At 59.8% G+C, this 12,817-nt stretch carries 10 protein-coding genes, 1 rRNA gene and 1 pseudogene; 1 reads left to right on the top strand and 11 read right to left on the bottom strand.

Annotation, left to right across the window (positions count from 1 at the left end):
• From IGW04_RS24665 to IGW04_RS24635, 7 genes and pseudogenes are all read right to left on the bottom strand, one after another.
• Positions 1–125: pseudogene (locus tag IGW04_RS24665) on the bottom strand (tripartite tricarboxylate transporter TctB family protein); the annotation flags it as partial.
• A gap of 104 nt (positions 126–229) precedes the next feature.
• A complete protein-coding gene (locus IGW04_RS24660; protein ID WP_194715749.1) occupies positions 230–718 on the bottom strand; it encodes a DUF2846 domain-containing protein in 489 nt (162 codons plus the stop codon).
• 111 nt (positions 719–829) lie between these two features.
• Complete coding sequence (locus IGW04_RS24655) at positions 830–1,369, bottom strand: hypothetical protein (protein ID WP_228527378.1); 540 nt, start codon at positions 1,367–1,369, stop codon at positions 830–832.
• Between the two features lie 26 nt (positions 1,370–1,395).
• Positions 1,396–2,577 carry a zinc-dependent alcohol dehydrogenase gene (locus IGW04_RS24650; RefSeq protein WP_194715748.1) on the bottom strand — a complete coding sequence of 394 codons (1,182 nt, stop codon included), beginning with the start codon at positions 2,575–2,577 and terminating at the stop codon, positions 1,396–1,398.
• A gap of 210 nt (positions 2,578–2,787) precedes the next feature.
• Entirely contained in the window at positions 2,788–3,750 is a 963-nt protein-coding gene (locus IGW04_RS24645) for a TerC family protein (protein ID WP_194715747.1), read from the bottom strand.
• Between the two features lie 92 nt (positions 3,751–3,842).
• Positions 3,843–4,094, bottom strand: a complete 252-nt coding sequence (locus IGW04_RS24640; protein ID WP_194715746.1) for a TFIIB-type zinc ribbon-containing protein — start codon at positions 4,092–4,094, stop codon at positions 3,843–3,845.
• Complete coding sequence (locus tag IGW04_RS24635; protein ID WP_194715745.1) at positions 4,091–4,432, bottom strand: HPF/RaiA family ribosome-associated protein; 342 nt, start codon at positions 4,430–4,432, stop codon at positions 4,091–4,093. Before IGW04_RS24635 ends, IGW04_RS24640 begins: the two co-directional genes overlap by 4 nt.
• Positions 4,433–4,538: 106 nt before the next feature.
• On the opposite strand from IGW04_RS24635, the gene nhaR reads away from it, so the two are divergent.
• Positions 4,539–5,456: a transcriptional activator NhaR gene (gene nhaR / locus IGW04_RS24630; protein WP_194715751.1), complete on the top strand. Its 918-nt coding sequence runs from the start codon at positions 4,539–4,541 to the stop codon at positions 5,454–5,456.
• Between the two features lie 25 nt (positions 5,457–5,481).
• Here nhaR and IGW04_RS24625 read toward each other — a convergent pair whose 3' ends face one another.
• The 4 genes from IGW04_RS24625 to rrf form a co-directional block, all read right to left on the bottom strand.
• The gene (locus IGW04_RS24625) at positions 5,482–6,639 is read right to left on the bottom strand and encodes an SEL1-like repeat protein (protein ID WP_194715744.1); all 1,158 of its coding nucleotides are present in this window, start codon (positions 6,637–6,639) and stop codon (positions 5,482–5,484) included.
• A gap of 22 nt (positions 6,640–6,661) precedes the next feature.
• On the bottom strand, positions 6,662–8,848 hold the full coding sequence (locus IGW04_RS24620; protein WP_194715750.1) for a putative bifunctional diguanylate cyclase/phosphodiesterase: 2,187 nt from the start codon (positions 8,846–8,848) through the stop codon (positions 6,662–6,664).
• Between the two features lie 26 nt (positions 8,849–8,874).
• On the bottom strand, positions 8,875–10,986 hold the full coding sequence (locus tag IGW04_RS24615) for an HDOD domain-containing protein (protein ID WP_194715743.1): 2,112 nt from the start codon (positions 10,984–10,986) through the stop codon (positions 8,875–8,877).
• Between the two features lie 1,474 nt (positions 10,987–12,460).
• Positions 12,461–12,573 (bottom strand): 5S ribosomal RNA (rrf, locus tag IGW04_RS24610).
• Positions 12,574–12,817 lie beyond the last annotated feature (244 nt).

Genomic DNA, 12,817 nt, shown 5'->3' with positions numbered 1-12,817 from the left:
AAGTAGCCGGGGCCCATGCGGGCGGCCGAGCCAAAGGTGTAGCGGGTGCCAAACCCGGCGAAGAAAAGGCCGAAGGCGGCAAACATCACCCCCGACCAGAAGTCCTTCTGGTTCCTGATTAACATGCTGCAAAGTCTCCTTTTTGTCGCTTTTTGAGCGGACCATGATTTTTGCCGATCATGGCAAAGGATGCAATGCCGAATATTGATTCTGTGACATAAAGCCTGGTTTATTTGGTGTCTTGCACCAAAAAGGGGGCCTTTTCACGCAATTTGGGCAGGGTAAGCATGGCTTCGCGTTCTTCCCTGCAGGCGATGAGGGCATCGTCGAACAGCGGCTGCATGTCCAGGCCGGTCGAAAAAACAAACTCGAAAAACATGTTTTTCCCCGGCTGGGCCTGGACTTCCACATCGATCACGGCAGCCCGAGGGCCAGGCGCCACTTGCAGACGATGCCGGCCTGGCGTCAAGGCTAGGCGCAGATAGGATGCATTTGAGAGTTCTCCGTGCATCTTGCCGTCAACGCTCACGTCGAAGCCCTGTCCGTAGGCGGCCAGGTTGCCGCGGCGGTAGAGATAAACATGGGCTGCCTCGGGCGCAACGGCAGGCAGCCCAGGAAATATCGGCCCTTCAGTGCGGTCACAGCTGGAGACGGCAAGCCCGGCAGCCAAAGTCAGGATGAAGCCGTAATGAACGAGTTTGGAATGAAGAAATACCATGCGGATTGCGGTAAGGGACAAGGCGCGCCCCGGTGGCGCGCCCGCCGTAAGTTGCAATCCGGCGTGAAACGTTGCCCGCTTTTAGCCAGGCGGGCTACCGGCAGCGACTCCTCAGCGCCAGGGCCGGAGTTTGCGGCGCTGCCTCAGGCTGTATATCAGACCGATTGCGCCGCCTATCGCCAGGGCCTTGCCGGCCAGGCCGATGGGATTGTGTTTTACCTCAGCCATGATGCCCATTTCGCCGAGGATGTTGGGAATATGGCCGGACTTGAGATCATCAGCCAGGCCTTCGACCATGTTCACACGGTCTGCAAACAGCAGCAGCAGCCAGTGCCGGATGTCGTTTTCGCTCAGGGTAAAGGCAAAATCACGAATTTTTCCGGACAGGCCGGTGGGCGGGACACTGGTGCCGAATATTGGCGTAATGGTGGGCCGCTCGGTGGAATGGAAGACCTTGACGTTCACCGGCTGTTGCTCGGGCACGTCCCAGTGCACATTGTCCAGCCGTGGCGGCGTGCGCTCCATCGGATAGGCGGGACGGTTCTTGTGCTCCAGGTCGGCGCCCCAGCCAGGAATGTGCGACATGTCGCGCTTGGGTTTTTCGTGATGATGATGCCCGGTTTCAGGCGTGGTGTTGTGCTGGATGTCCATGATGCTGCGCTCCTTGGTCCGATGGTTCAGGCTTCTTCCTTGCTGACGACGCTGTTGCTGTAAGCGCCCGGCGGTATCAGGACGGTCTTGATGCAATTGTCGAGTTTGCTGGAGAACAGGTGATAGGCGTCGGCCACCTCTTCCAGCGGAATCCGGTGCGTGATGATCTGGCGCGGGATGATGCGGCCGGCCTGGATATGCTCGATCAATCGCGGCAGATGGCGCTTGACGCTGGCCTGGTTCATGCGCATGGTCAATCCCTTGTTGATCGCATTGCCGATCGGGATCGCATTGAAGGTGGGGCCGTATACTCCGACGATCGACACCGTGCCGCCCTTGCGCACCGAGTTGATGGCCCAGTGCAGGACTGTCGCCGCGCCGGCCTGCAGTTTCAGGTAGCGGCCGGTTAACGTCTGGGCGGCATTGCCCGCGGCCTCGCAGCCGACGCAGTCGATGCAGACGTCTGCCCCGAGCCCATCCGTCATTTTCTTGATGTGGATGGCCATGTCGGCCACGTCCTTGAAGTTGACGATTTCGCAGTGCGCATAATTCTTGATGAATTCAAGGCGGTATTCGACATGATCGACGACGATCACGCGACCGGCCCCCATGAGCCAGGCTGACTTGGCGGCAAAGATGCCCACCGGACCGGCGCCGAACACCACCACGGTGTCGCCTTCCTCGATATCGCCCATCTCCGCAGCCTGATAGCCGGTCGGAAATGCATCAGTCAATAGAACCGCGTCCTCCACATGCAGGTCCTTGGGAATCACCGTCGGTCCAACGTCGGCCATCGGGATGCGCACCAGCTCGGCCTGGCCGCCATCGTAGCCGCCGGCCGTGTGGGAATAACCGTAAATGGCGCCAACAGCGGTCGCTTCGGGATTAACGTTATGGCAATTGCTGTACAACTCTTTCTGGCAGAAATAGCAGGAACCGCAAAAGATGTTGAATGGCACCAGAACATGGTCGCCGACTTTCAGGTTCTGCACCGAAGAACCGACCTCCTCAACCACGCCGGTGAATTCATGGCCGAACGTGGTGCCGATCCGGGTGTCCGGCACCAGGCCGTGATACAGGTGCAGGTCCGAGCCGCAGATGCACGACCGGGTGACGCGGACGATGGCGTCACCCGGATGTTCGATCACCGGGTCGGGCTTGTGCTTCGCTCGTACGCGGTAGGGACCTCTGTAATCCATTGCCAGCATGATTTTTCTCCTTTTTACCGGTGTCGCCGCGCGTATTGCCGCGCGTCACGCGCACAGCCCGCCCTGGGCTGCTGTCTGTTCGTTAAGACATCGCGCGGTAAAAAGGTTCGTGGACCGGCAATAAGGCTTGATCGTTTTCCACTGGATGCATGACCGGCGTTGCCGCCTGCGCGGGCCCGGGCTGGCTGGCGCAGGGCCAACAGTCGAGGTTCAGGCAGTATGGCGCGCCGGCCGTATCAGGCTTGCCGCGATCGCCACCAGCAGGATCAGCCCGACAATACCCAGCGACACCTGGACCGGCAGGTGATACCACTGCGCCGCCAGCATTTTGCCGCCAATGAACACCAGCACCACGGCCAGGCCATATTTCAGGTAATGGAAGCGGTCCGCCATGCCAGCCAGCAGGAAATACAGCGCACGCAATCCCATGATGGCAAACATGTTGGAGGTAAAGACAATGAAGGGATCGCTGGTAATGGCAAAGATCGCCGGAATACTGTCGACCGCGAATACCAGGTCGGTGAACTCGATCAGCACCAGCACCAGGAACAGCGGCGTGGCATGGCGCAAGCCATCGCGCATGATGAAAAACCGCTCACCGTGATATTCATTGGTGACCCGCATATGGCCCCGCATCCAGCGCAGCAGCGGATTGGCTTCCAGATCCGGCTCATGATTGGCGAAGACCAGCATCTTCACGCCGGTAAACAACAGGAAGGCGCCGAAGACATAGAGTATCCAGCTGAACTGGCTGATCAGCCAGGCACCCAGCAAAATCATCACGGCGCGCATCACGATGGCGCCGATCACGCCATACAGCAGCACGCGGCGCTGGAATTCCGCAGGCACCGCGAAATAACTGAACAGCATCAGGAAGACAAATATATTGTCGACCGATAGCGCTTTCTCGATCAGGTAGCCGGACAGGAATTCCAGGCCCTTGACGTTGGCCACTTCTCGGCCGACCGTATTGTCCAGGTGCCACCAGAGCAGCAGGTTGAACAGCAGCGCCAGAGCAAACCAGGCAATGGACCAGCCCAGGGCTTCACGGAACGACACCTTGTGTGCATTCCGGCCGCCCAGCACCACCATGTCGATGACGAGCATGCCGACGACGAAGAGGATGAAGCCGGCCCACATCGGCACGGTCGCGAAGGTTTCTATATCAGCCATGACAACCTTTATCAATGAAAAGGCCGACATCGCAATCGAAATGCCGGCCCTGAAAATTCCCGATACGCTTCGTAACGATTCCCGCTGACAGTTCAATCAAAGTCGAAAAGCTCGGCGAGAAAACTGCGTCGGCGACGCATTGCCGTGCTGCCGGACTGGCTCCGGTGCATGGCCGGCCCGCCAGGCCCGGCGGCATTGCCCCGATAGGCGCTCAGGCGATCGATCAGCTTGTCGAGTTCGCCACGATCCAGCCAGACGCCGCGGCATCGGGCGCACCAGTCGATTTCAACGCCTTCCCGGTACTGTGGCGTGAGCATGGCCACATCGCATGCAGGGCATTTCATGACGGGACCGCGGCATGCAGGGACGATGGCTTGACCGTACGTTGCTGGCGCAGGCGCCGGGCCACGCCACGGCCGATGCGCCGTGCCGCCTGGGAGATGGCTGCATACAGGTCGCGGTCGGTGCTGGCGGTGACGACCTGCCCTACGCCGTCCACGACCACATGGATGCCGCAGCGCTTGTCGGTGCCGCCGCGCGGCCCATTCAGGTCGCACAGCCGCACCGTCACATGCCGCACCTTGGCGCGGGTGTGCGACAGCGCGCCGCGCAACTGGTGCAAGGTATATTCCTGCAGCGCGGCAGTCAGTCCGAAACGTCGGCAGTGAATGGCGATCTTCATGAGCTTCTCCTTTTCGGGGTTGGTGAAGCACACTATAGGACGGCGTAATTGGCTTGAATATTCGAATATAACGTTTGTGAAGTTCGAAAAAACCGACGAGGAAATCATGGGCGCGTTGAACTACAAGCACCTGCACTATTTCTGGGTGGTGGCCAGGACCGGCAGCATCGGACGCGCCAGCGCGCGCCTGCATGTGACGGCCCAGACCATCAGCGGGCAGCTGACGCTATTCGAGGAAATACTGGGTCATCAGCTGTTTGATCGCATAGGGCGGCGCCTGCAGCTCAATGACATGGGCCGCATGGTGCTGCGCTATGCCGACGATATCTTCACACTGGGCGGGGAACTCGAGGAGGCAGTGCGGCGCGGGCCGGGCGACCGCATGCTGCAACTGCGGGTCGGCGTTACCGATGCGGTGCCCAAGACCATGGCCTACCTGCTGCTGGAGCCGGCGATGCAGTTGCCGCAGGGATTGCGCATCATTTGCCGCGAGGGCAAGCCGCGCCAGCTGCTGGCTGAACTGGCGACCCATCAGCTCGATATCGTGATCGCAGACAGTCCCCTGCCTGCCAATGTCGAAGTACGCGGATTCAATCACCTGCTGGGCGAGTGCGGACTGGATTTCTTTGCCGCGCCAATGCTGGCGCGGCAGTACCGCAAGGGCTTTCCACACAGCCTCGACGGCGCGCCCTTCCTGTTACCCGGCGAGGATGCCGCAATGCGCCCGAGGCTGTTGCGCTGGTTCGACCGTATTGGCATACGGCCCCAAATCGTCGGTGAATTCGATGACGGCGCCCTGATGAAAGCCTTTGGCGAAGCCGGTGCCGGCATTTTCTGTGCGCCGCAGGCAGTCACGGCACGGCTGAAGAATCAGCTTGCGATACAGTTTCTTGGAACGACCAATGAGGTCAGTGAGCAATTCTATGCGGTGTCGATGGAACGGCGCCTGACGCATCCGGCAGTAGTGGCCATTCGTTCCGCGGCGCGCGACAAGCTGTTCGGCGCCGCGCAGGCGGCTGGCTGAATCCTTGGCGACGCCGCCGTTGATGCTAGCCTTGCGCCATAGCGCTGTCTGCGCCTGTTTTCCGCTGCCATGCCCGGCCTGTTTCGGCGGCGGCGGCAAGCTGGGCTGGGGTCATTCCCGGGGTCAGCTGTGCGAGAGCCCGACTTGCCTGCCAGATGCCCTGCTCGGCCGCCAGGTTCAGCCAGGCCCAGGCCTGCGCTTCATCGACGGCAACGCCATGGCCCTGGGCATACATGGTCCCCAGATTGAACTGCGCCCTTGCATGCCCCTGCTCGGCAGCGCGGCGATACCAGGACAGCGCCTTGGTCGCATCCTGCTGTACGCCGTTGCCAGCGTCGTAACGCAAGCCCAGGCTGAACTGCGCGTGCGCATTGCCGCGCTCGGCAGCCTTGCAGTACCAGGCCATGGCCTGTTGCGCATCGCGCGGCAGGCCATGGCCCCGGTCGTACATCAGGGCCAGGCTGTACTGCGCCTTGGCCAGCCCCTGTTCGGCGGCGGCACGGTATAGCGCCTGCGCCTGCGGCAGGTCCGCCGGCACGCCCTGCCCGGCTTCCAGCATCGCTGCCAGGTTGTACTGCGCCAATGCATATCCCTGGGCAGCCGCCCTGCCATACCATTGCGCAGCCTGCCGCAAATCCTGCGGCATTGATTTGCCGCTGGCGTACATCAATCCGAGATTGTTCTGCGCTGCCGGGTCGTTCTGGTCCGCGGCACGCTGGAACCAGTCCAGCGCACGCATGCCATCGGCCGCTATGCCCACGCCGTTCACGTACATCAGTCCAAGGTTGTTCTGCGCGCCGGCATGGCCAAGCTCGGCCGCCTCGGTGTACCAGGCCAGCGCCTGTGCCTGGTCTTGCGGCACGCCCTGGCCATTGGCATACATCAGGCCCAGATTGAACTGGGCTTTGGCATGCCCCTGATGCGCAGCCTTGCGGTACCACAGCAGCGCATGGGCATAGTCCTGCGCACGCCGGCCATTGCTGTAGATGACGGCCAGATTGAATTGTGCATTTGCATGGCCACGATCAGCCGCCTTGCGGAACCAGGTGCGCGCCTGCTCCCAATCCTGGGGAACGCCGTCGCCGCTGCTGTACATCATGCCCAGCCGGTTGGCTTCGTCCATCTCGGCCTGCGCAGCGTCATGCGAGGCCGGGGGGGATAAGGGATAGACGTTTTGCTGCATGCTGTTCATTCGCGGACCTGGCTCAGGCCATGCGGGCAACAGGACGCGGCAGCAGCTGCAGGAAGCGCGCGGCCGATACGGGCCGATGGTACAGATATCCCTGCATCACCGAGCAGCCTATGCGTTGCAGATAGGCGGCCTGGATGCCGCTTTCCACGCCTTCAGCAACCACGTTCAGCGACAACCCGCTGGCAATCGACATGATCGCCAGGACCACGGGGTAATGGCCGTCGAGCCGATGGATTTCCCTGACAAAGGACTGATCGATCTTGATGGTGTGGACCGGGAAGCGATGCAGGTAGGCGAGCGAGGAATAGCCGGTGCCGAAATCATCGATGGCAACGCTGACGCCAATCGCCTCGAGCTTGTTGAGCTGCTCGATTGCATACTGCGGATTGCGGATGCAGATGTTCTCGGTGATCTCCACCTCGATCTGGGAGGCCGACAATCTGTGCCGGGCCAGCACGGTTGTCATCTTTTCCACGAAGTCGCCGCTATCGAGATACTGCGGCGATACATTCAGGGACAGTCGGATCCGGGATGGCGACTGGCTGTTCCACCAGGCGAGGTCCCGGCAGACGGCTTCCAGCATCCAGTCGCTGATCGGCATCATCAGGCCGTTCTCTTCAGCAAAGGGCAGGAACTCGCCGGCCGACAGCAGGCCGCGTTCCGGATGATGCCAGCGCATCAGCCCTTCCACGCCTACGATCTGGCCTGTGGCGGCGTCCACCTGCGGCTGGTAGTACATTTCGAATTCATCGCGTTCAAGCGCGCGCCGCAGGCTCTTCTCCAGCGTTATCTTCTGATAGGACGCCTCATGCATCGACGACTCATAAAAGCTGTAGCTGTTCTTGCCACGCGCCTTGACCTGATACATCGCCATGTCCGCATGGCATAGCAGTTCATCGATGGTCGCGCCGTCATGCGGATATACAGCGATGCCGATGCTGGCGGAAATATGGTTGTCACTGCCGGCCAGCTTGAAAGGCAGCTGCAGGCACTCAAGCGCCTTCTGTGCCACCACGTCGGCATCTTCGCGGCTTTGCAATTCCGGCAGGACGATGGTGAATTCATCGCCGCCCAGCCGTGCCAGCGTATCGCCCTGACGCAGCGCCGCCTTCAGCCGTGCAGCCACCTGCTGCAGCAATTCATCGCCATGAATATGGCCCAGCGTATCGTTGACCAGCTTGAACCGGTCGAGATCAATGAACATCACCGCCAGCTCGGCATTCTTGCGCTTGGCCTGCGTGATCGCCAGCCCGAGCCGGTCCTTGAACAGCATGCGGTTCGGCAGGTCGGTCAGGATGTCGTGATACGCATGGTAGGAGATCATGGCCTCCGCCCGCTTGCGCTCGGTAATGTCGCGCGCCACGCCATAGGTGCCGTAGAACTCCGCGCCCTGTTTGTCCGGCGCACTGCCATACATGCCCATGGAATTGAATGACAGCGTGAGCAGCGTCGTTTCAAAAGCCGGCCCCTTGTCGCGGGCTCCGGCAGACTTCAGCCTCAGCTCGATATTGCGGCTGGCCCGCTCGCCGACACGGCGCTCGTTGAAGACGTAATAGGCCCGGTCCATGTCTTCGGCATGCACCAGCATCGAGTAATGATTGCCTATCAGCTCGCTGCGGCTGAAACCCAGCAGCTGCAGGGCCCTGTCGTTGACAAAGGAAAAACGTCCTTCTTCGTTCAGCGTATAAATGATGTCCGGCGAGCTGTCGACCAGGTAGCGATAGAGCTTTTCGGAACGTGCCAGTTGCTGCGCGATGCGTTTGTTCTCGGCCTCGAGCCGGCGCTGTCGCAAGGCGTTATCCACCGTGTTGAGCAGCTCTTCCCGGCTGTAGGGCTTGCGCAGATAGTCATAGGCGCCCCGCTTCAATGCGCCGATCGCGCCCTCAATGCCGGTCTCGCCGCTCAATACGATGACGCGGGTCTCGAGCTTCTTGCGATTGATGACGTCCATGATCTGGTGGCCGCCGAAGTCCGGAAGCCGCAGGTCAAGCAGGGCCAGATCGAAGGACATCTGTTCCAGCAGCGCCACCGCCTCGCTGCCGCAGGTGGCGGTGTGGAGTTCATGGCCGCTGTCTTCCAGCAGCGCGCACAGGCTGGCAAGCAGGCGCGGCTCGTCGTCCACCAGCAGCAGCCGATGCGCCGCCGGCGTGGTCGACGCGACTGCCTCGTTCAGCGGCGCATCGGCGTGAAGCAATGGCATGAACGGCGCCACGTTGCGCTGATTGATCATGATGAGTGATGTCCTGACTGTTTGGACTGGCCGGCATCGGCCGCTGAAGGCTGCGCGCGTAGCGGCAACTGCACATCAAACGTCGTGCCGCGCCGGCTGCTGCGGCAACTGATCGTGCCGCCCATCTTGTGCACAAGGCCGTGAACGATGCTCAAGCCAAGCCCGCGCCCGACGCCGGCCTTGGTGCTTTGCACAGGGGAGAAAAGCCTCGCCATTACTTCCGCGGGAATGCCGCCCCCGGTGTCGCGCACGCTCAGTTCCGCGTACAGCCGGCCGTCGCGGTTGACGTGACCGTTGTCGATGACCTGGATTTCACCGCCGTTTGGCATAGCCTCCACCGCGTTCTTCAGCAGATTGACCAGCACCTGCTTGAGCAGGTCGGCGCTACCCTCCAGCACGCTTTCGCTGTCTTCCACATCCGCGCGCAGGGAGATCGACGCCGGCATGTACTCGGTGTCCTGAAACAGGCGCACCACTTCCTTCACTACCCGTCCGACGTCGGCCTGTGCGCTGGCAGACTCCGGTTCCAGCTCGGCCAGGCCATGCACGATCTGCCCGACACGGTCGATTTCCTCATTGAGGATGGCGACCTCTCCCACCACGATATCCTGCTTGCGCAGGCGGCTATCCAGTATGCCGAGATAATTCTTGATGATGGAAAGCGGATTATTGACTTCATGCGCCACACGACGCGTGGCTGCCTGGTACTGGTCAGCGACGCTGGCGATACGCTGGTCGAGTTCGGCTTGGCTGCTGATTGCGGCATGGAGCGCGTTGGCTGCTTGGGATGCATAGGCCAGCAGGAATCGCTCACGTCGCTGCAGATCGTCGACCTGGTGTTCGCCGATGCTGCCCACCAGCATGCCAATGCAGCGGCCAGTCACTGTCATGGGCAGGCACAGCAGGCAGTCAGCGCGCATCAGGCTAAGCAGCTGTTCTTCAGCCAGGCTCAGAAGCTCCCTGCCACGCCGGACAAAGGCGATGCGCCGCATCAGAGCGGCGTCGGCAATCACGCCGCCGGCTGTCAGCGGCAATGAAAATTCGGCCAGTCGCTCGACCTGGCCATTGCCCGGCTTGCCCACCAGCGACTGGCTGGCCTTGTCGGTAAGCAGCAGGAATACCTCGCCAAAACTGAACAGGATGCGGGCCGAACCGGACACCGTTTCCATCAGACCCGCCATATCGGTCTGGCGCGAAAAGAAGCGGCTGGCCTGGGACGCCAGCACCATGTTGCGCATTTCCTCATCCATCTTTTCCTGGGTGGGATCGCGCGGTGCTGCCGGCTGGGGTGGCACATAGGCAGCCTGGGCAACGATGTCGTCTGCGCCTGCCAGCTCAATGCCCAGTGCGCTTGCTGCACGCACGACTTGCGCTTCGGCCTTGTCGCGGATTGCCTGGACGCTCTCGGCATCCAGGTTGCAAAGCGCCGCGACCTCGGCCAGTGCGGCCTCGTCGGTATCATGGCTGGCCATCAGGTGCGCCAGCATCACGATACGAATCAGTGGATGCGCATTGGCCACGCGAGCAGCCGGCTCGTGGTGATACTGGACACTGTCGCACAGGAAGGAGTCAAGCTGCCAACGCTCGATAATGGCCGCGCCCGCTTCGGCGTGGGTGATCTGCATGGTCCGCTGTTCCACCCAGCACAGTTTGGCATCGTCCTTCGCATGAAAATTCACCGCATATTCCTGCGGCGCTACGGAGAGCAGGCCAAGGCGACCAACGTCATGCAGCAGACCCGCGAGATAAGCTTCCTCGACGTGCGTATGCTTCATCTTGATCGCAATATCGCGCGCCATCACTGCCGCTGTCAGAGAATGTTTCCAGAAACCCCGCAAGTCGATTGTGCCGGGCTTGGAAAAATCGTTGAACATTTGAAGCACCGATTCGCTGATCACCAAGGTTTTGATCATGTCGGTGCCAATCGCCATCAGCGCCTGGTCCAGATTGGCCTTGCGTCCGCCGGTACGGTGGTAAGCGGGGCTATTTGCAACGGCAAGTATGCTGCTGGCCATGCCAGCGTCCTGGGATATCAACGCGGCGAGCTCCGCCATGCCGGCGTCTTCGTCCTGGCATTGTTCGATGAGCTTGAGGAGAATCTGCGGCATCGTGGGTAGATGCGCTTGCTCCAACCGCTTTCTTATATCTATTTCGGATCGCTGCATCATTTATCGAACGTTGTCGCTTTTTCTTGCGCGCTTTGCTTTGAAGGCAATTGGAGCAGAACCACTATCTGCTATCGGCTACATGGCAGACCGTTGAAGTCCGCAAGCATCGTATTATTCCTTAACATGACCCAGGAGAAACAATTTCTTGCAAATAATACCATTTAAAACTTGCAATGAATCAACTTTGTCGGGTAATGCGTATGGTCGGAACAACTTAGTTACCAAAGGAAACATCGTTAAGAAGAAATTTTTTGTCTTATTACATTTTTGTCTTCACAGAATATCAGCGGTGCGGCAAGAGAAGACCAATATCCAGCCTTATTGGAGCGTACTCTGAATGCGTAAGGCATTAGCTAACATCATTCATTGATGGACATATCTGCAGATTTCGCTGTGCTGAACACTGCAGATATCGCGGACTGTGAAGAGATCACTCAAGCGATCGCAATGAAAAGAGACAACTGTTCGGCGCTCCATACAGGTTGGCAATAAGCAGTAGGTCTGCCTACTGTGCCGCCGTGCTTTGCATCGCATACAAACCCGTAATTGCGGCCGGGAAAAAATTCGTATGGCGAAGGGTTCGTCGTGTCGACGGAGCGGACACTTTGCAACGCATAAGCCCCCAGTCTGCCGGGCAGGTCAGAATGACAGACTAAACGGGCAGGGATTTATCCTGTCCCTCATCCATAAGATCCGATATGGCAAGCGTCATCTAACGCAAAGCGCTAAGGCCTGCTTATTCACTGGAAAACATTGTTTCTCCATTGGAACCATTGCGGCAGGGCATTCGCAACCGAGAGCTGGATTGCCTGCCGTGTCGAATGGTATGTCGCGGCGCGTATGGGTCTAACTGGAGGACAAGTTCTCCGAAAACGCAGCAGCAGCGATGGCTGAGCGGTAGAGGGAGGCATGCGGAAACGGAAGATACTGACTTGTTTCTGAAACAGGCTCGATTTTCACGACAGTCGCTGTGAACGCTTCAAAGCCTCATGACGGATGACGGTTGCTCGTACTTGTTTGCCAGACGGCAGAGGTTTGGCTGCGTCGCTGGCCGCAGGCTGCCGAAGGAAGTGGCAAGCTGCCGTCGGCTCCGCTAGTGCGTTGTGAAGAACTGAAGGCTGAGGGATGCTAGTGGACAGTGCAGGACAGCAAAGGAGGTGTTAATTGTAGTGGCGGTAGTGATGGCGGCAATAAAGATATACGAGGGTAATCGGACACTAGATGAACGTGACATAAGCGAGACTTGAGCTGCCGGTCATATCGCCGTTGCATTGCAACATCCCGTAGCAAACTCCTGAAGCCCAAAGTTTGCATGCCGGCTGCGGCGTCCCATGGATCTGTCATGGTTCTGTCGCCTCCAGCCCTAAAGCAAAAACCCCCGGCGCCTTCTGGCGCCGGGGGTTTTCTAATAACAGCCTGACGATGACCTACTTTCACACTGGTTGCAGCACTATCATCGGCGCAAAGTCGTTTCACGGTCCTGTTCGGGATGGGAAGGGGTGGTACCAACTCGCTATGGTCATCAGGCATGACTTGTCGGCTGTCTGTCGCGCGGCCGGCTTCTCGCCTGGCACACGCCACATCCAACCCAAAGGGAAGAAGCGGCCGCATCGCGCCTGCACATGGCAGGCAGGCGATGCAGCGATCAATGTCTTGTCTTGCAGGTTGTGAGTATCGAACGTCACGCACCACACAGCGCCGCTATGCACCATCAAGGTTATAGGGACAAGCCGCACGGGCAATTAGTACTGGTTAGCTTAACGCATTACTG

The organism is Noviherbaspirillum soli, assembly GCF_015352955.1.
Classification (GTDB): Bacteria; Pseudomonadota; Gammaproteobacteria; order Burkholderiales; family Burkholderiaceae_D; genus Noviherbaspirillum_A; species Noviherbaspirillum_A soli.
Note: the sequence above shows the minus strand (reverse complement) of the source record. Positions and strands in the feature narration are given on the sequence as shown.